Annotated in this window: 18 protein-coding genes and 1 pseudogene; 13 read left to right on the top strand and 6 right to left on the bottom strand. The window is 64.0% G+C overall.

Translation table 11 applies throughout. From position 1 onward, the window contains the following. The first annotated feature begins 74 nt into the window (after positions 1-74). The 6 genes from ACYCVF_RS15995 to ACYCVF_RS16020 are packed head-to-tail and all read left to right on the top strand — an operon-like array spanning position 75 to position 5202. Positions 75-1367, top strand: a complete 1293-nt coding sequence (locus tag ACYCVF_RS15995) for an aromatic ring-hydroxylating oxygenase subunit alpha (protein WP_459606348.1) — start codon at positions 75-77, stop codon at positions 1365-1367. Between the two features lie 11 nt (positions 1368-1378). Further along, positions 1379-1864, top strand: a complete 486-nt coding sequence (locus ACYCVF_RS16000; protein ID WP_061879133.1) for an aromatic-ring-hydroxylating dioxygenase subunit beta — start codon at positions 1379-1381, stop codon at positions 1862-1864. A 15-nt stretch (positions 1865-1879) separates the two neighbouring features. Beyond that, positions 1880-2641 (top strand): SDR family NAD(P)-dependent oxidoreductase, encoded by a 762-nt coding sequence (locus ACYCVF_RS16005; RefSeq protein WP_459606347.1) that lies wholly within the window; start codon positions 1880-1882, stop codon positions 2639-2641. A gap of 56 nt (positions 2642-2697) precedes the next feature. Then, positions 2698-3441, top strand: coding sequence for a TetR/AcrR family transcriptional regulator (locus tag ACYCVF_RS16010; RefSeq protein WP_459606346.1), 744 nt, complete (start codon positions 2698-2700; stop codon positions 3439-3441). After that, positions 3438-4334 carry a VOC family protein gene (locus tag ACYCVF_RS16015; protein ID WP_459606345.1) on the top strand — a complete coding sequence of 299 codons (897 nt, stop codon included), beginning with the start codon at positions 3438-3440 and terminating at the stop codon, positions 4332-4334. Before ACYCVF_RS16010 ends, ACYCVF_RS16015 begins: the two co-directional genes overlap by 4 nt. A gap of 25 nt (positions 4335-4359) precedes the next feature. After that, positions 4360-5202, top strand: coding sequence for a VOC family protein (locus tag ACYCVF_RS16020; RefSeq protein WP_459606344.1), 843 nt, complete (start codon positions 4360-4362; stop codon positions 5200-5202). Here the strand turns inward: ACYCVF_RS16020 and ACYCVF_RS16025 are convergent. Both ACYCVF_RS16025 and ACYCVF_RS16030 read right to left on the bottom strand, forming a co-directional pair. Next, positions 5187-5356, bottom strand: a pseudogene (locus ACYCVF_RS16025) (ABC transporter substrate-binding protein); the annotation flags it as partial. The gene ACYCVF_RS16020 and the pseudogene ACYCVF_RS16025 overlap by 16 nt on opposite strands. 1003 nt (positions 5357-6359) lie before the next feature. Then, a complete protein-coding gene (locus tag ACYCVF_RS16030) occupies positions 6360-6998 on the bottom strand; it encodes a TetR/AcrR family transcriptional regulator (protein ID WP_239622987.1) in 639 nt (212 codons plus the stop codon). 242 nt (positions 6999-7240) lie between these two features. Here ACYCVF_RS16030 and ACYCVF_RS16035 point away from each other — a divergent pair, with 242 nt between their 5' ends. From ACYCVF_RS16035 to ACYCVF_RS16065, 7 genes are read left to right on the top strand one after another with little or no spacing between them, the layout of a single operon-like run. Continuing rightward, the gene (locus tag ACYCVF_RS16035; protein WP_239622986.1) at positions 7241-8554 is read left to right on the top strand and encodes a phytoene desaturase family protein; all 1314 of its coding nucleotides are present in this window, start codon (positions 7241-7243) and stop codon (positions 8552-8554) included. Between the two features lie 3 nt (positions 8555-8557). Next, positions 8558-9412, top strand: a complete 855-nt coding sequence (locus ACYCVF_RS16040; protein WP_459606343.1) for an ABC transporter ATP-binding protein — start codon at positions 8558-8560, stop codon at positions 9410-9412. Then, on the top strand, positions 9409-10206 hold the full coding sequence (locus ACYCVF_RS16045; protein WP_239622985.1) for an ABC transporter ATP-binding protein: 798 nt from the start codon (positions 9409-9411) through the stop codon (positions 10204-10206). The genes ACYCVF_RS16040 and ACYCVF_RS16045 overlap by 4 nt, the downstream gene beginning before the upstream one ends. Next, positions 10206-12140, top strand: coding sequence for an AMP-dependent synthetase/ligase (locus ACYCVF_RS16050; RefSeq protein WP_239622984.1), 1935 nt, complete (start codon positions 10206-10208; stop codon positions 12138-12140). Before ACYCVF_RS16045 ends, ACYCVF_RS16050 begins: the two co-directional genes overlap by 1 nt. After that, the gene (locus ACYCVF_RS16055; protein ID WP_239622983.1) at positions 12141-13013 is read left to right on the top strand and encodes a branched-chain amino acid ABC transporter permease; all 873 of its coding nucleotides are present in this window, start codon (positions 12141-12143) and stop codon (positions 13011-13013) included. Positions 13014-13017: 4 nt separating this feature from the next. Next, the gene (locus ACYCVF_RS16060) at positions 13018-14064 is read left to right on the top strand and encodes a branched-chain amino acid ABC transporter permease (protein ID WP_459606342.1); all 1047 of its coding nucleotides are present in this window, start codon (positions 13018-13020) and stop codon (positions 14062-14064) included. A gap of 34 nt (positions 14065-14098) precedes the next feature. Further along, positions 14099-15259, top strand: a complete 1161-nt coding sequence (locus tag ACYCVF_RS16065; protein WP_459606341.1) for an ABC transporter substrate-binding protein — start codon at positions 14099-14101, stop codon at positions 15257-15259. Between the two features lie 32 nt (positions 15260-15291). Here ACYCVF_RS16065 and ACYCVF_RS16070 read toward each other — a convergent pair whose 3' ends face one another. Genes ACYCVF_RS16070 through ACYCVF_RS16085 form a run of 4 tightly spaced genes read right to left on the bottom strand, consistent with a single transcriptional unit; the run spans position 15292 to position 19385 of the window. Then, positions 15292-16476 (bottom strand): enoyl-CoA hydratase-related protein, encoded by a 1185-nt coding sequence (locus ACYCVF_RS16070; protein ID WP_459606340.1) that lies wholly within the window; start codon positions 16474-16476, stop codon positions 15292-15294. Between the two features lie 29 nt (positions 16477-16505). Then, complete coding sequence (locus tag ACYCVF_RS16075) at positions 16506-17699, bottom strand: acyl-CoA dehydrogenase family protein (RefSeq protein WP_459606339.1); 1194 nt, start codon at positions 17697-17699, stop codon at positions 16506-16508. Then, entirely contained in the window at positions 17696-18631 is a 936-nt protein-coding gene (locus tag ACYCVF_RS16080; RefSeq protein WP_459606338.1) for an alpha/beta hydrolase, read from the bottom strand. The genes ACYCVF_RS16075 and ACYCVF_RS16080 overlap by 4 nt, the downstream gene beginning before the upstream one ends. A 1-nt stretch (position 18632) precedes the next feature. Next, positions 18633-19385: an SDR family NAD(P)-dependent oxidoreductase gene (locus ACYCVF_RS16085; RefSeq protein ID WP_459606337.1), complete on the bottom strand. Its 753-nt coding sequence runs from the start codon at positions 19383-19385 to the stop codon at positions 18633-18635. Position 19386: the final 1 nt, after the last annotated feature.

The raw sequence follows: 19386 nt of genomic DNA on the forward strand, positions 1-19386 counted from the left end.
TAATCTTGAGTCAAGACGCGTTTAAAGCGTCGGGACCGCCTCCAAGGCGGCCCGTGACATCGAAGGGAAACGCCATGGATGCGAACAGTGCCGAGCCGGCCTTGCTAGTGGATCCCGCCCAGCGAATCTTCAAGGTCGCCCGCCGCAACTTCGTCGATCACGACATATTCGAGGCGGAGAAGGCGAGGATCTTCGACCGATGTTGGCTTTATCTCGGCCACTCCTCAGAATTGCCGAAGCCTGGCGACTTCATCACCCGCACCGTAGCGGGCCGCAACATCCTGTTCACGCGCGACGTGAAGGGCCGGCTTCGCGCCCTGATGAACACCTGCCCGCATCGCGGCGCCCAGGTCTGCCGCGAGCGGAAGGGCAACGCCAAATCGTTCCAGTGCTTCTACCACGGCTGGACTTTCAGCGCTGACGGCAAGTTGCGGGGCCAGCCAGGGGAGGAATCCTATCCCGACGACTTCAAGTCTCGCAGCACCTCGAACATGCAGCCGGTGCCGCGCTACGAGAGCTATCGCGACTTCAACTTCGTGTCCTTCGACCCGAATATCGTGTCGCTCGAGCAATATCTCGGTAACGCCAAGGAGTATCTCGACGTCATCTGCGATCAGACCGACGCGGGCATGTCGATCGTGGCCGGCAGCCAGGAATACTCGATCCGCGCCAACTGGAAGCTGCTGACCGAGAACAGTATCGACGGCTACCACGCGGTCACGACGCATGCGAGCTATTTCGATATCCTGATGAACACTACTGACAATATGAGCTCGGGCACCGGCGGCGGCTTTGGATACGATCTCGGCGGCGGACATGCGGTGCTGGAGTATGGCGCGCCGTGGGGCCGTCCCGTCGCACAATGGATTCCCGGATGGGGCGAGGCCGGCAAGACGGAAATTGCCCGGCTGTACGACAAGCTGGTGGCGCAGCACGGCAAGAACCGCGCCGACCGCATCGCGCTGAAAAACCGCAACCTGTTCATTTTCCCCAACCTCGTCGTCAACGACATCATGGCCCTCACGGTGAGGACCTATTTCCCAATGGCCCCGGACTACATGGTGATCAACGCTTGGGCGCTCGCGCCGAACGACGAGACCACATGGGCGCGCAAATACCGCCTCAACAATTTCCTCGAATTCCTGGGACCCGGCGGTTTCGCGACGCCGGACGACGCTGAAGCCCTCGAGCATTGCCAGCGCGGTTTCAAGAATTCGAAAGAAGCGTTGTGGAACGACATCTCGAAGGGCATGGGCAAGGAGAACCCATCGCACAACGACGAGCTGCAGATGCGCGCGTTCTGGACGCAGTGGAATCGCCTGATGTTTCCGGGGCCGGTCCCGAACATCAAAGACGTTGCGGCTTGAGGAGGCGGAGCATGAACGCGGTCAACCGTTCGGACGTCGAGGACTTTCTGTTCGCCGAAGCCGACCTGCTCGATCAATGGCGACTGCCTGAATGGCTGACGCTGTTCACGGAGGACGCCAAATACGAGGTGCCCTGCACCGACCTCGCGCCCGACGCATCGCCGGACACCAGCCTGTTCTATATCGCCGACGACCGCGTCCGGCTTGGCGAGCGGGTCAAGCGGCTGATGAAGCGAACCGCTCACGCCGAATTCCCGCATTCAAGGACAAGCCGGATCGTCGGCAACGTCCGCATCCGTGGCCGGACCGAGCGCGAGATCGACGTGAGCTGCGTGTTCCAGACGCTGCGAACCAAGGACGGCACCACTGATCTCTATTTCGGGACCAGCAACTACAAGCTTGCGACCGATGGCGAGGGCCTCAAGATCCGGGAGAAGCGCTGCCTGCTCGGCAGCGAGGGGCTGCGCCCCTCAGGCCGCATCAGCATCGTGCTCTGACCTGACGGACAGTGGATGAACGCTCGTTTTACCAACCAGGTGGTCGTCGTCACCGGCGCCGCCAGCGGAATTGGCGCCGTCATCGCTAGGCATTTTGCCGAAGGCGGCGCTCGCCTTGTCCTGTCGGACGTCGACGACAAGCAGCTCGACGCAGTGGCGCGGGATATCGCAGCAAGCGGGCATGAGAAGCCGACGATCAAGGCCGGCGACCTCTCGAAGGAGGAGATCGCCGGCGCCCTCATCCGCACGGCAGTCGACACCCATGGAACGCTTGACGTGCTCGTGAACAATGCCGGCGGCGGCATCATCAAGCCTTTCCTCGAACATACGCCGGACACCCTACGCAGGACCATCGACCGCAATCTGTGGACGACGGTGTGGTGCACGTGGCACGCCGTTCCCGTCATGAAGGAGAAGGGGTACGGCCGGGTGGTCAATATCGGCGCCGACTCGGTCCGCAACGGCCTGTGGGACCACGCCGCCTACAATGCCGCCAAGGGAGGCGTGCATGCTATCGCGACGGGCCTCGCCCGCGAGTTCGCCAAGGACGGCATCACCTTCAACGTAGTCGCACCCTGCATCGTCAATACGCCGCAAGTGCAGAAGGCCACGCTGATGTCGGCGCAGGCGCTGCAACGATTTGTCGATGTCGTCCCGATGGGCCGGGCCGGCGATATGGACGAGATCGCGTCGATGGTATGCTACCTCGCCTCGAAGGAGGCGTCGTTCGTCACCGGCCAAGTTATCAGCGTGAATGGCGGCAGCACGATGCTGTGACGGAAGTGGTCGCCGGCTCGCTGGCGAAGACGTCTCCGATCCCGAAGAGAGTGCCCATGTCGAATACCAAGGATCCCAAACCGGCCGACCAGTCCGGCGCCCGAATACTGAAGGCGCCCGCCCCGCGCCAGAAGCTCCGCTCGCGCCGCGACAGCTCGGCCGAACCGACCTATGCCCCGCGTCGGACCCAGGCTGAGCGCAGCGAGACCACGCGCAAGCTCCTGCTCGAGGCCGCAGCAAAGCTGATCCGGAAGGACGGATTCGGCGGCTTGCGGACCATCGAAGTCGCCAAGCTGGCCGGGGTCTCCCGCGGGGCCCTGCTCCACCATTTTCCGAGCAAGCACGCTCTCGTGGTGGAGCTCATGACCTACGTCAATGAAATGACCTTCGCGCAAAGCACGCGCCGCGCCCGGTTGGCCCGCAGCAGCGGCGATCTGATCAGCGAAATCATGGACGACGCCAAGGACTATTTCTTCGGGGATCACTTCTTCATCGGGCTCGCGCTCGCCATGAGCGACGAGAGCACGCGCCGGCTCAGGCACGAGACCTCGCAGTTCACGCGCCAGATCCGCTTCTCGATCGAGGCCGCCTGGCTGGATACGCTGATTGCATCGGGTCTGCCCAAACAGTCGGCCAGCGACATTCTCGCGCTGACGTTGAGCGTGGTCCGCGGATTTGCGGTGCGAACGCTGATCGAGAACGATCCCGAGCAGTTCACGCGACTGATGGGCGCCTGGCGCATGATCGTCGGCCAGCACATCGCGGCCTTGAAGTCCAAGCGATCGGGGAAGCAGAAATGACAGCGACGAAGCAGCCGCCTGCATCACCACGCGGCCCAGCGATCCAGCTCTGCTACGTCCGGCTCGCGATGCAAGCCCCGGAGCCGGCGGCGGCCTTCGCCACCAAGATTCTTGGTCTGCAGCACGTCAAGAGCGATCTGGAGCCCTTCCTCTATCGCTCCGACCAGCGTTACTATACGCTTTGTCTGGCCGGCGGCGCCGAGAAGCCGAGCATCGGCATCGAGATCGCGGACGATCGCGAGCTCGAGCGCATCGCGCAGGCGCTGGCGAGCCGCGGCTTGTCCACGCGCGAGGCATCGAAGGATGAGTGCGCCCAGCGCTTCGTCCGCCGCGCACTGATTGTCGAGGACGCCAGCGGCAACGAGATTGATCTGGTGCTGCGGCCCGCTCTGAGCGGCCGCCGCTATTTTCCGAGCCGCGACGCCGGCGTCACGGGTTTGCAGGGGGTCGGTCTGCGCAGCCGCGCGATGCAGGACGATCTCGATTTGTGGACCGCCATTCTCGGTGCCAGGATTACCGACAGGGTCGGCGAGATCGCCTACCTCGGGATCGATCAAATGCATCATCGCGTGGCGCTCTACCCATCGGACCGAGCCGGGCTCGTCTACGTCTGCTACGGGGTCGAGAGCATGGATGCCCTTATGCAAAACAACTACTTCGTCGAGGAGCGGCAGATCAGGATCGTGCACGGCCCGGGACGCGAGCCGGCCTCGCGGCAGATGTTCGTCCGGTTTGCCGGGCCGGAAGGCTACATTTTCTGCTATGGCTACGGCCTCGAGGATTTGCAGCCCGATCATCGTCCGCGGCAGTTTACGCCTGAAGCGTCCTCGCTCTGCGAATGGGGCAGCCGGTGCATCGACATCGCGGAAATGCAGCCGGCGCCAGCCGGTTGAACTGACGTCCACCGAGGAAAAACACATGATCGAGCTCAAGGATCTCTCATACGTCCGCTTCGGGACGTCGAACCTCGAGGACGCCGAAAGTTTCGCGACCAAGTGTCTTGGCCTGCAGGTCGGTGAACAATCGGGGAAGGCGCTCTACCTTCGCTCCGACGACCGTGCTCATACGCTGTGCTATTTCGAGGGCGATCCCGCCGAGCAGACCGTCGGGTTCGAAGTCGATGACGAGGCCCAGCTCGATGCGGCGGCGGCGACGCTGGACCAGTTGGGCCACCCCGTGCATGCGGGAACGGCGGGCGAATGCGCGTCGCGCAAGGTCAAGGCATTCATCGGCTTCAAGGACCCGAGCGGCAACCACATCGAGCTGGTGGTACGGCCGGACCGCAGCGGCAAGCGCTATTTCGCGTCCCGCGACGCCGGCATCACCGGCTTCAGCCATGTCGGCCTGTTCACGACAGATCCCGCGCGGGACGAGCGGTTCTGGACCCAGGTCTGCAACGCACGCGTCAGTGACCGCATCGGCGACGTCGCGCTTATGCGGGTCAACGCCATCCATCACACGATCGCCCTGGCACCGGGACCGAAAGCTGGCGTGCACCACGTCAATCATCAGGTCGAGAGCAATGACGACGTGCTGCGCTCCTACTATCATTTGTCGGAGCAGCGTGTGCCGATCGTGTTCGGCCCCGGCCGTCATCCGACATCAGGCGCGCGCTTCCTCTATTTCCGTGGCCCGGATGGCATGGTGTTCGAATATTCGATCGGCGTGGACGAGATCGAGGACGAGGACACGCACCGGCCGCGCCAGTTCGGTTTCGAGCCGTCGAGCCTTTGCATGTGGGGTTCCAAGCGCAGCTGGTGAGTGGACGCGCCGCCCGCCACATTGATTTCTTTCGCCGCCATCTCAGCGCCGCGTAGCGAAAACGCGCCGTATCGCGCGTTGGGAACGCTCATCGGCGCAAAGAGGCGAGCTTGACCGTGCCGTCAACGGCTCGGGCCAGCGCACGTGAGGAAATGGCTGAAGCCCAATCAGGGGGTTCCGATGCAAAATCCCCGCCGGCTCATATCATTCGTCATCTCACCGCCCCTTACTGCCAAGATTTATGCATCTGCTAAGTCCGCTGCGTTTTTGAACTTGCGCTAGAATTTTTTGCTTCCGCCGACGGCAGAAAATAGATTTACGCTCGCTCGTGGGGGAAGCACGACTGCGGTCTGCTGCTATATCGGATTTTATGGCAAGGGCGCGCCTGGCCCCAATTGGTTTGCCGCGCTCAAGATAGAGCTTGTGGCGCGACCCAGCACTGGGACGGCCTCTTGCGAACTCACCTATCTACCTGCCCGATGCATCGTCCCAAGTGCTTTTCGCACGTCACTGCGCAGCATTTCGCGTACGGGCTTGTCGCCTGCCTCCATTGAACGTCGCGCAGACTTTCCGCTCTTGCCGAATGACGACTAAGTATCGTCAGATCAGGCGCGCAGACATGGCGCTAACAAATGTTCGCTTGAATCAGATTGTCCCTGTTTGGCTCGCTGCCTGCCGCTCCTTTCGTCTTGCAGGCAAGCCGGGAAGCGTCGTTTCCGTGGTCTGGCCAAAACTCCTAAATCGGCATACGGGCGTCCGCCGACCAATGACGCCCGTCGGGAAGCCGTGTGACATTGGCCATCATGAGATTTTTCTTGATCTCCATTGCACACGTTGTGCACACACCGCCTTCTAAGAAATTGACAACCTTGAACTCGCGCTCCAGTCCATCATGGGCAAGCTTGGGCTAGCTCCAGCAGTCGATATCCAATTGCAGCCAAGTAGCGAAACCTTTGTCCATTACCTAGGGAGCGAAGCTCAACAAGGATGTGGTGCGGGGCCCTAATTAAAAAGACTGAACTCTCGCTCCAATCCATCGTGCGCAAGTTGAGCTAGCTCCAACAATCGATATCTCAGCTGGAGAAGCAGAGAAAGGTGAAGTACCTGAAGATCACCTCGCTTGCTCAGCCTTGACCATTGTGGCGTTGGCGGGTCAGCTAGGACTTGGCAGAGCGCGCGGATATCGCGGGATGCCGTGACACAACGGGACTTGCGATCCCATACAGGAATTGATCCACGATCATGTCCGCGAACTCTGCCGGCCCGATCCCTCCCTTGGGATCGTACCAAGTGTGGCTGAAGTTCAGTGTGCCAAAGAGCATCATGGCGTAGACCTTCCGCGTCCGCTTGACGATCTTGCCCTGATTATCGAGCTGGAGCAGCAGGCCGGAAACCAGATCGACAATCCGGCGCTCCAGAGATTTGATCGTCTGTTGGTCGTCTTCGGCGAGGAACGTGAGATCGTTGAGGATCAGGCGCTGTTCTTGCGGCGAACGCGCGTTGAGATCGACGATGGCACGGATCGCCGCGCGAAACTGATCAGGCGTTTCGGCATGTTTCGCGATCGCGTTCTCGACGTCCGCGATCATCTGGCGCACGTGCTCGTCCAGGATTGCGAACAGGATCGCCTCCTTGGACTCGAAGTAGTGATACAGCGCCCCGCGGGACAGCTTGCACGCCTCGGCAAGATCGGCGATCGAGGCGCGCATATAGCCGTATTCGGCGAACAGGCCGCGGGCCGCCACGATAATTCCGCGGTGGATGTCGTCGTAGTTCTCGGAGCGCGTCCGCGCCATCGGCCTCTCTCGCTCAAACGAACGCCGCCGAATCCGGCGACCCGCTCCTCTATACAACCGCTTCGGCCATCGCGCTCAACCCGCGGACACAAGTCCACCAGAACCGTAGCCACGGCGTCCAAAAATTTGATCCAGATCAAAAAATAATTTGAACGGCCGGTCGGATTATAATATCGTCCGATCTCGTCAGGCAAGCAATTCAGGCACGCGGGACCAACCCGGCGGCATCAGGGAGGTTGTGCGTGGACAGTCGGAAGGTCGATGCTGTCGTGATCGGTGCCGGCGCTGGCGGCCTGTGCGCTGCGGCGCGGCTGGCGCATGCCGGGCTCTACACCGTCCTGGTCGACGATCACGACAAGCTGGGCGGCCGCGCCTCCACCGAGGAAATCGACGGCTTCAAGGTCAATATCGGCGCGATCGCGATCGAGTTCGGCGGCGTGTTCGAGGAGACGTTTCGCACCGTCGGCGTCCCGCTCGACATTCGCGCGCCGGAGCCGGCAAGCTCCTTCTTCATCGACGGCAAGCTGATCGACGTCGGCCGCGGCGGCTGGTCGCTCCTGCTCGGGCAACTGACCAAGCAGGCCTCCCGCATCCTCGAGAAATTCGCCGACGCCCGCTCCGGCAATCTGCCCGACGGCCGGCAATCGACCGAAGACTGGCTGAAGGGCTACACCAGCAACGCCACCGTACATGCGCTCTTCCGCAATCTCTGTGCGGCGATCTTCGCCTGCAATGCGGCCGAGCTGCCGGCTCGCGCCTTCCTCACCTATTTCACCAGCAAGGGCGCCTTCAAGAAGTTCGGCTTCTGCCCGGAAGGGACAGTCGGCGTCTGGAACAGCCTTGCGACGGCGGTCGGGCGCAATGGCGAGGTCTGGCTTGGCACACCGGCCACCCAAATCCACACGACGAACGGACAGGTGAGCGGCGTGACTCTGCTCCGGGACGGCAAGCCGACGCGGATCGACACCGATCTCGTCATCAGCAATGCCGGCCCGAAGACAACCGTCGCGCTTGCCGGCGAAACCGCCTTCCCCGCTGATTATGTCACGAGAGTCAGGAACGATCTTCGCCCGGCCGCCAACATCGTCATCAATGTCGCGAGCCGCGAGCCGCTGCTGAACCATCCCGGTATCGTGACGTTCGGCAAGACGCGCCGGCTGTGCAACATGGCGAACCTCTCCGCCACCTGCCCCGAGCTCGCGCCGCCCGGCTGGCATCTGTATGTTGCCTATGCCGTGCCGGTTCCCGCGCTCGGCGTGTTCGACTCCGATGCCGAAATTGCGCTCGCACTGGCCGATCTGCGCGAGCAGTTCAGCAATTTCGATCAGGCCAAGATCCTCTCCATCCGCGTGATGCGCGGCGACTGGCCGGCGCAACGGAGCTGCGCCGGCTACGACCTGCCGCGCGAGACCGGCATCGAGGGCCTGTGGTGCGTCGGCGATGCGGTCAAGCAATACGGCAATGGCGGCACGCAGGCCTGCGCCGAGACGGCGAAGATCGTCACCGACGCCATCCTCGCCACGCGGCCGCCTGCGGCCCAGGCGAGCCGGATCTGATCGATGCCGACCACGATCCGGACACCGACCTCCTGCCCTGCGACGCAAGCGATGCCCGCGCCGGATGGCCTGCTCGAATTCCGCAACATCCGCATCGTCTACGACAACGCGATCGAGGCCATTCGCGACGTCTCGATTGCGGTGCCCGAGGGTCGCATCGTCGCCCTGCTCGGCTCCAACGGCGCCGGCAAGTCGACGCTGCTGAAGGCGATGTCCGGCATCCTCTACACCGAGGAAGGCGTGATCGAGAACGGCAGCATCCGCTTCCACGGCGAGGACGTGCATCAGCTCGCCCCCGACGAGCTCGTACGCCGCGGAATCGTGCAGGTACCCGAGGGCCGTCGCGTCTTCGCTGCGTTGACGATCGACGAAAATCTCCAGATGGGAGGCTACACGAGGACCGCTGCGGAAGCGCGCGAGCGTCGCGACAAGGTATTCTCGCTGTTCCCGCGACTCCACGAACGGCGCGACCAGATCGCCGGCTACATGTCCGGCGGGGAACAGCAGATGCTGGCGATCGGCCGCGCGCTCATGACCGATCCGGTCCTGCTCGCGCTCGACGAGCCGTCGCTGGGGCTCGCACCTTTGATCATCGACCGCATCTACGAGGTGATCGCCCGCCTGCGCGACGAATTGAAGATGACGGTGCTTCTGGTCGAGCAGAACGCGCAGCGAGCGCTCGACCTTGCCGACTGCGGCTACATCCTCGAAACGGGGCGCGTCGTGCTCGACGGCACTGCCAGCAAGCTCACAGCCAACGAGGATGTCCAGGAATTCTACCTCGGCGTCTCCTCGGCCGGCCGCAAGAGCCTGCGCGAGGTCAAGCACTACAAGCGGCGCAAGCGGTGGCTATCGTGACCGCGCTCCTCACCGTCGAAAACCTCAGCAAGCGTTTCGGCGGCCTCCAGGCCATTGCCGACGTCAGCCTCACGGTCGCGCCCGGTGAGATCTGCAGCGTGATCGGCCCGAACGGCGCCGGCAAGACCACCCTGTTCAACATGATCTCCGGCGTGCTGCGGCCGAGCGGCGGGCGCATCGTATTCGAAGGCGTCGATGTTTCGACCATCTCGCCCTGGAGGTTTGCCGCCGCCGGGATCGGCCGCACCTTCCAGAACCTCGCTCTGTTCAAACACGGCACGGTGGTCGAGAACATCCTGACCGGCCGCCACACCCACCTGCGTTCCAACGTGATCGATGCCGTGGTCTTCTTCGGCCGCACCCGCCGCGAGGAGATTGCGGCGCGGCAACGGGTCGAGCACATCATCGAGTTCCTCGAGATCGAGCATGTCAGGGACGCCGTCGTCGGGACACTGTCCTATGGCCAGCAGAAGCGCGTCGAGCTTGCACGCGCGCTCGCCTCGGAGCCCAAGATACTGCTGCTCGACGAGATGGTCTCGGGCATGAACCAGGAGGAGACGGAGGACATCGCCCGTTTCGTCCTCGACATCAGAGACGAGCTCGGCATCACCGTATTGATGATCGAGCATGAGATGCGGATCGTCATGGACATCTCCGATCGCGTCCACGTGCTCAATTTTGGCCGCAAGATTGCCGAAGGCACGCCCCACGAGATCAGGCACCACCCGGCCGTCGCCGAAGCCTATCTCGGCGGCAAGCGCCCCGGCGGCGCCATTGCACAGGCGGGATCGTGATGTCGACGCTCGACAGCCTCCGCTCCACACTTCCGCCGCTCCAGGCCACAGCTCCCCGCAGCGCGCCAGCGAGCGACGCGGCGCCCTTCCGCGCCTCGCTCCGGGACGGCGCCATCACCATTCCGCAACTCTTGCGCCAGCGTGCCGCCATGCATGGCGAAGCGCGGGCCTTGCGCGAAAAGGACTACGGCATCTGGAATCCCCACTCCTGGCGCCACTATCACGAGACGGCGCGTGCGGTGGCGCTGGGCCTGCTGTCGCTCGGCATCAAGGCGGGAGACCGCGTCGCCATCGCCGGCGAGAATACGCCGGAATGGTTTTACGCCGATCTCGGCGCGCAGATGATCGGGGCCGTGACCGTCGGCATCTATCCAACCAACCCCTGGGTCGAGCTGCAATACATCGTCAAGCATTCCGGCGCGCGTGTCGTCGTCACCGGCGACCAGGAGCAGACCGACAAGGTGCTGGACGCCATGGCCAACAATGGCGGGCTTCCCGGTGTCGAGGCCATCGTCTGCATCGACATGAAGGGCCTGCGGCACTACCGCCAGCCGGCGCTGATGTCGTTCGACGCGCTGTGCCAGCGCGGCCTTGCCCATGCGCGTGAGACTCCGGACGCGAACGCGACGCTCGACCGCCTAATCTCGCAAGGCGCGCCCGACGACGTCTGCATCCTGGTCTACACCTCCGGCACGACGGGCCCGCCCAAGGGCGCGATGCTGACGCATCGCAATCTCGTCTACGCCGCCTTCACCTACGCAGAAGCCGTCGGCATCGCCGACAAGCCGTTCGAGGCCGTCAGCTACCTGCCGCTGTGCCACGTCGCGGAGCGTTGCTACGGTATGGTGACGCATCTGGTGCTCGGGGGCACGGTGAGCTTTGCCGAATCGATCGACACCGTCGCCACCAATATCCGCGAGATCGCGCCGACCTTCTTCGTCGGCGTGCCACGCATCTACGAGAAGCTGCAGCACGGCTTTCTGTTCCGGCTCGGCGAAAGCGGCAGGCTGCGGCAAGGCCTGACCAGGGCCTGCCTCGCCTGGGGCCGCACACTTTCCGACCGCCGGCAGGCGGGCAAGGAAAGTCTCATCGATCGTGCCGCTTACGGCCTCCTCTATCTCCTGATGTTCCGGAATCTGCAGCGTCACCTCGGCTTCGCCTATAGCCGCCATCGGCTCTGCGCAGGCGCGTCGATCTCACCCGAGACCCTGCGCTTCTTCGACATCATCGGCCGCCCGGTCTCGCAGGGCTATGGGCTCACCGAAAGCGGCGGCGTCGCCTTCGTCCAGTCGGCAGGCCACCACCGGATCGGCGGCTGCGGCCTGCCCCTTCCCGGGACGGAATGGAAACTCGACGACGACGGCGAGATCCTGCTGCGCAGTCCCGGTGTCTTCAAGGGCTACTTCCTCGACGAAAAGGCCTCGACGGCCTCCCTCGAGGCCGGCGGCTGGCTGCGCAGCGGCGACATCGTCGAGGTGCTCGACGATGGCGAGATCGCCGTGGTCGACCGCAAGAAGGCCATCATCATCACCGCCGGCGGCAAGAACATCGCGCCCTCCGAGATCGAGAACGCGCTGAAGGATTCCGAGTTCGTCAAGGAAGCGATCGTGGTCGGCGAGGCCAAGAAGTATCTCGGCGCCATCATCCAGGTCGACTACGACAATGTGGGCCGCTGGGCGCGCGACCGGGCGCTGACCTACACCAATTACAAGTCGCTGTCGCAGCTTCCCGAGGTGCACGAGCTGGTCGAGCGCATCGTTGGTGAGACCAACAAACGCTTTGCCCGGGTCGAGAACGTCAGACGGTTCGCGATCCTGGAGAAGGAGCTCGACCACGATGACGGCGAGCTGACCGCCACGCAGAAGGTACGCCGCGCCATGATCGAGAAGAAGTTCGCGCGCGAGCTCGCCATCATCTATCCCGCGGAGGACTGAATGCAGTATCTCCTGCAGCTCCTGATCTCGGGCCTTGCGATCGGCGCGATATACGGCCTGATCGCGATGGGCTTTGCGGTCATCTACAAATCGACCGGGCTGGTCAATTTCGCGCAGGGCGAGATGACCATGATCACGGCCTATATCGCCTGGACCATCTCGACCACCGTCAGCGGAAACGTCGTCATGGTCGCGTTCGGCGCCATCCTCGCCGCGGTCCTGCTCGGCCTGATCATCGAGCGCGTCGTGATGCGGCCGATGCTGGGCGAGCCGGTGTTCGCGACCGTGATGGTGACCATTGGGCTCGCGGTGATCCTGCGCTCGACGATCAACTTCGTCTGGGACGCCTATCCGCATGGCCTCGACGTCGGCATGGGGCGCGACATCGTCCGCCTGGGTGGAATTGGCGTCCGCACCGGCCAGATCGCCGTCATCGCGACGCTGCTGGCGCTGCTCGCGGCGATCTGGGCGTTCTTCCGCTACAGCAAGATGGGGGTCGCGATGCGAGCGGTTGCGGCCGACGACCGGACCGCGTTGCTGATGGGCATCAGCGCCACCCGCGTCCATGCACTGGCCTGGGCGGCCTCTTCGGTCATCGCCGGGATCGGCGGGGTGTTCTTCGCGCTTTCCTACGATCTGTCGCCGGCCATGTTCCAGCTCGGGCTCAAGGCCTTTCCAGCCACCATTTTGGGCGGGCTCGATGCCGTGCTCGGCTCCGGCCTCGGCGGCCTTTTGATCGGCATCACCGAAAATCTCGCCGGCGGCTATCTCGGCTCCGGCATGAAGGAGATCGCGGGCTTCGCGATGATCATCGTCGTGCTGATGATCCGCCCGTTCGGCATGTTCGGCGAACGCGACATCGAGAGGGTCTAGGACGATGCGCACCGGCGACTACAAGCAGACCTATGGCGAACTCGTCGCCCTGATCGATTCACCCCCGGTCTGGCTGTGGTCGGCGGTGCTGATGCTGGCGCTGATCGCCGCGCCCCACGTGCTGAACGCCTACGCGCTGTCGTTCCTGATGATCATCCTGATCACCGTGACCGGCGCGCTCGGCCTCAACATCATGACCGGCTACACCGGATTGATCTCGCTTGGCCACGTCGGCTTCCTCGTCACCGGCGCCTATGCTTACGCCATCCTGGTGTCGAAATATCACATGCCGCCCCTGGTCGGCTTCCTCGGCGCGGGGCTCGTCCCGGCGCTGGCCAGCCTGATCGTCGGTGCGCCGTCGCTGCGCCTGAAGGGCCTCTACCTCGCGATCACGACGCTTGCCTTTTCGTTCATCATCAACACGGTGATCCTGGAGATGCGCTGGCTCACCAACGGCGCCCGCGGCATCTCCGTGCAGCGGCCGGAGATTCTCGGCATCAGCTTTGACGGCGACGCGGCCTTCACCTACCTTTGCCTCGGGATTGCCACGCTGACCCTGTTCGCCACGCTCAACATTCGCCGCAGCCGGGTCGGTCGGGCTTTTGTCGCGATCCGCGACAACGACACCGCGGCCCGCGTCATGGGCATCAACCTGCATGCCTACAAGCTGCTCGCCTTCGTCACGTCGGCCTTCATTACCGGCCTCGCCGGCGCCCTTTACGGCATCTACCTCTCCTTCGTCAGCGTCGAAGGCTTTCCGTTCCTGCTATCGATCGAGGCGCTCGCGATCCTGATCGTCGGCGGCCTCGGCTCGGCGCTCGGCGCCGTGCTCGGGACCGTTCTGATCGTGCTGCTTCCCGAGGCGACGCGCCTCGTCTTCAGCGTCTTCAGCGCGCAGCTCGACGCGGTGTTCACGACCGGGGCGCAGGAGCTGAAGAGCATGCTCTACGGCCTCGTCATCATCCTGTTCCTTCGCTTTCAGCCGCGCGGCCTGGTCGGTGCCTGGCACGACATCCGCCGCGCCTGGGTGAACTGGCCACTGCGATACTGAATACAAAGATCAATTTTTGAGGGAGGACAGAGACATGAGAAATCATCCAATGACTGCGTCCCTGCTGCTCGCAGCGGCCCTGCTCGCCGGCGGCAGCGCGTTGGCTGCCGACCCTGGTATCACCGACACGGAGATCCTGATCGGCGACGTCGAACCGCTCACCGGTCCGCCGGCGCTCCTCGGCGTCGCCGCTTCGATCGGCCACAAGATCGCGATCGCGGAAGCCAACAACGCCGGTGGCATCAACGGCCGCAAGATCAAGTACGTGCTGGAGGATGACGGCTACGTCACTGCGCGCACCATCCAGGGCGCCAAGAAGCTGATCGAGGTCGACAAGGTCTTTGCCATGCTCGGCATGTCCGGCTCCGGCCAGTCGATCGCCGTGATGCCCGTGCTCGAGAAGGCAGGCATCCCGACGGTGATTGACGTCGCGCCGGTCAAGCTGCTGTGGGAGCCGCCGCGCAAGAACGTGTTCGTGGTCGGTCAATCCTACGAAGAAGGAATCATTCATCTCGTCAACTACCTCGCGGAAAAGAACCCTGGCAAGAAATGGGGCCTCATCACGCAGGACGACGACTACGGCATCACGGTGCGCGATGGCTTCGATTCCGTGGTCAAGTCGAAGAAGCTGAACGTCGTCTACAGCGGCAATTACAAGAAGGGCCAGCAGGATTTCTCGTCCGACATGCTCCAACTGAAGGATTCCGGCGCCGAAGTATTCTTGGCCGGCGGCATAATCGCGGAGAATATCGCGATGATGAAGGAGCTCGAGAAGCTCAACGTCAAGCCGGTGACCGGCATCTTCTGGCCCGGCCGCGTCGAGCCGGTGCTCAAGCTGATGGGACCGGCCGGCGATGGCATCTTCGCGGTGGACTATGTCGAGCCTTTTGCCGGCGAAGCCGGCAAGGCGTTCCTCGAGAAGGCAAAGCCGCTCGTGTCGGAAGCCGAGTTCAAGGGGATCAATCGCTACACGATGAGCGGCTATGCCGCGGCCAAGGTCCTGATCGCGGCGGTCGAGCGTTGCGGCAAGCAGCCGACCTGGGCCTGTACGATCAGCGAGCTGGAGAAGACCAAGAATGTCGAGACCGGCGTGATGGCTCCGATCAGCTTCGGACCCGGCGTCCGCTTCTCAAACCAGAAGCTGCAGATCATGCAGGCCGACACGGCTACGGTCAGCTTTAAGCCGGTGAAGTGATCACCACCGGCGGATGGCCGTGCAGCGCCCGGTCATCCGCCTTTGAAGACGGGCCGACGCCTGGCCGCGAAGGCGGCGATGCCCTCGCGCGCATCGTCGGACTGGCTCGCGCCGACGATGGATTGCATTTCGGCTTCGAGTTGATTGCCGAGGCTCGTTTCAAAGGACTGCCGTAGCATGCGCCGCATGGCGCCAAAGGCCCGCGTCGGCCCCACCGCCAGCTCGCGGGCGATGGCAAGTGCTTCCGCTTCCACCGCATCGTCCGGCACCAGGCGGGAGACCAAGCCGAATTCTAGGGCCTCCTGCGCCGACAGGCGGCGATTGAGCAGGAACAGTTCCTGCACCCGCCGCATGCCGACCATCCGTGGCAGGAACCAGGTGTTACCGCCGTCGGAGGTCAGGCCCAGCGCGCCATATCCGAGCGCAAACCGCGCGTCGGTGGATGCGACCACGATGTCCGCAATGTAGAGGAGGCCCAATCCGCCTCCGGCCGCCGCGCCGCGCACCGCCGCCACGACCGGTGCATCGATGCTAGTCAAGCGATCGATGGCGCGATGGTAGCCATCGATCATGCGACGAAGCTTGCCCGGCAACTCGGCGGACGGCGTGCCGGCGAAGAGAGTGACATCGCCTCCCACGGTGAAGTTCGAACCGTTTCCTGCAATCAGCACGGCGCGCAAGCCCGGGGCTTCGGCAATTCGTACTGAAACTTCCTCAAGATCCGCGGCCATCTCTTCGTTGATGGCATTGCCCTTGTCGGGACGATTGAGCCTAAGCGTTGCAACACCATCCGCGATATCGAGGAGGACGGTCTTGAACGGGCTCGCGGCATCATGCCAGCGAGCCGTATCGGTATATTGCTCGAGACGCGTGATGCGCTCGCCCTCGAACGTGATGAGGTGCGCGAAGGAGGCGTCGAGAGAGGCTCCTCCATGCCTGCCCTCGCCACGATACCGGCCGGTCACGAGCAGGCACGCCTTTCCGACCTCGAGAAAGCGCTCCGGCTCCGCACGTGCCGCAAAATGCCGGGCGATCGCGCCCCACCCATTGCGGCGCATCGCAGAGGAGCCCTCGTGCCGGCCGCCAATGCCGAAGGGCATTCCCTCGGCGATCTCGCCGACGAAATCCGGATGGAGCAGCATCTCGAGCTGCTCCCTGTTTCCGGCCGCCAGCGCCGCGTAGAGCGCCCGCGCGGTGTCGGAACGCGTGTTCTGCATTCTCGTGCTCCCCGTCAGCAAGGGTCCGGCTATATCCGTTTCGCGACTTCTTCCAGCATGACTTCGGTGGCGCCGCCGCCGATGGTCAGGACCCGCGCGTCCCGAACCATACGCTCGATCGGCGTGCCGCGCATAAAGCCACTGCCGCCGTGCAACTGCAGACAGCCGTGCACGACTTCGTGCAGCACCTCGGGCGACAGCGCCTTAACCATCGACACCTCGCGCAAGCACGGCTGCCCGGCCGCGGCGAGCTCGGCGGCGTGATAGGCAAGCTGGCGCGCGGCGGCGGCCTTGGCCGCGAGCTGCGCGAGCTTCAGCCGCACGGCCTGCTGATTCCAGAGCGGTCCGCCGAACGCCTGCCGCGTCTTCACGTAGCTTGCCGTCAGCTCGATCGCCTTGGCGGATTCGCCGGCACAGATGCCGCCGATGCAGATGCGCTCGTTCTGGAACGTCTCCATGATGCCGTAGAAGCCCTTGTTCTCCTCCCCGAGCAGGGCATTCGCCGGTACACGGACGTCCTGGAAGGCGATCTCGGCGGTGTCCGAGCAGAGCCAGCCATGCTTGTCGAGCTCGGTCACGGCGATGCCGGGCAAATTGCGATCGACGATGAATAGCGAAAGACCGCGGCTGCCTTTGGCATGCGGATCGGTACGGGCCGCGACGATCAGGATGTCGCCGTAGACCGCGTTGGTGATGAACATCTTGGAGCCGTTGATCACCCAGCCGTCGCCATCGCGGGTCGCGCGGGTCTTCAGGCCGGCGACGTCGGAGCCGGCGTCCGGCTCGGTCACTGCGATCGAGCAGATGGTCTCGCCGCGGATGATTGCCGGGAGGTATTTCTGCTTCTGCTCCGGCGTGCCGCGCAGCGAGATGTGCACCGCCGACATGTCGGTGTGCACCAGGATCGACGACGTGAAACCGCCGAAACTCGAGCGCCCCAATTCCTCGGCGAACACCATCGAGGCCAGCGGGCCCATGTCGGTGCCGCCATACTCCGGCGCGTGGCGCATGCCGAGGAATCCGAGCGCCCCCATGCGGCGAAAGATCTCGCGCGGGATCTTGCCGTCGCGCTCCCAGGCGTCGCCCTGCGGCACGACCTCCTTCTCGACGAAGCGGCGTACCTGCTCGCGCAGCATGCGAAGCTCTTCGGGCAGATTGGGCTGCTCCGAAAATTGGAATTCGGCGTCAACCGGCTGGCGGGAACCTGAAGTCATGACGTTCATTGTGCCGCCCTCCCATCTTCAATGTGCAGATGTCCGCGCAGGAAATTTGCAAGCGCGGCGATCGCTTCTCCAGCCTGCGGGATTTCCGGGAACATCTGGAACACGTGGATCATGCCATCGAAGATCTGCAGCTCGACGTTGACGGCGGCAGCCCTGGCTCTTGCAGCGAGCTCGGTCGAATCGTCGCGCACCGTCTCGCGGTCGCCGACCTGGATCAGAAGCGGCGGCAAGCCGGACAGATCGGCGTAGAGCGGTGAGCCCAGCGGATGACGCGGATCGCCATCCCGGCCCAGATAGTTCTTCGCAAGCGCGAGGATCATCGCACGCTGATGGATCGGGTCGGCCTTCGCGCGGCTTTCGTAGCTCGCACCTGTCACGGCGAGGTCGGTCCAGGGCGACATCAGCACGGCGGCAGCCGGCAGGGGCTCGCCGCCATCACGCAACGCCAGCATGGCGCCCAGTACGAGATTGCCGCCGGCCGAATCTCCCGCGAGCGCGATGTCGGCCGGCCGCAAGCCTTGGTCGAGCAGGTATCGATAGGCGCTCAAGGCATCGTCCAGCGCGGCTGGAAAGCGATGCTCCGGCGCCAGGCGGTAGTTGATCGCCAGGAGACGGCAGCCGCAGGCGTGAACGATGCGCGCGATCAGATCGCGGTGCGAGGCGATCGAGCCGACACGGAAGCCACCGCCGTGCAGATAGAGGATGGCTCTCTCCTGCAGCGCGGCGGCCGGCACGATCCACTCGCCCTCGACACCGCCGGCGGAGACCTGACGGCAGGTCACCGGCACGGAGCAGCCCGCGAACGCTTCATCCCAATCGCGACGCATCTGCTCGACGCCCGTATCGCGCGTCCATTTGCGGTAAATCGACTGCAGCCGCTCGACCGCACGATCCACGGGGGTCACCGCAATATCGCTGGCCGCATCCTTCATCTCAACCGCCGATCCCCATGCCGCCGGACACGCCGAGCGTCTCACCCGTGATGTAAGCGGCCTGGTCGGAAGCGAGGAACAGCGCGGCCGCTGCCACCTCATCGGGCTCGCCGAGTCGGCCCAGCAAGGTTGCGTCGGTCATCGCGCGAAGAATCCTGTCGCCACCGCGGGCGACCGCCTGATCCAGCATTGGCGTGCGGATCGGGCCGGGCGCAATCGCGTTCGCCGTGATGCCGTAGCGCGCGTTCTCTCGCGCCATGCTCTTGGTGAAGGCGATGACCCCGCCCTTGGCGGCGGAGTAAACCGCCCCGCCCCTGGAGCCGAGCCGGGCGGCTTCGGAAGTGATGTTGATGATGCGGCCGTACCTTGCAGCCTGCATCGCCGGCAGTGCGGCGTGGGTGCAGGCCAGAACGGACGTGAGATTGACCGCGATCAGCTTCGCCCAGTCCTGCGGCGTTGTTTCCGTGAAAAAGGCGTGCTGGTCGATCCCGGCATTGTTGACCAGGATGTCGAACGGCCCGTGCTGCGCCATCGCCGCCTGCACCGCGCCCGCATCGCTGACGTCGAGACGAACCGCCACGGCGCCCATCTGCCGCGCTGTTTCGGAAGCCTGAGCCATGTCGAGATCGGCAATCACGACATTGGCGCCCGCGCCGACGAAGTTCTTTGCAATCGCGGCGCCAATGCCGCGCGCGCCGCCCGACACGAAGGCGCGCCGGCCGTCCAGACGTCCGAATGGAAGCGTATCGGCCACG

Source organism: Bradyrhizobium cedriense (assembly GCF_054602315.1).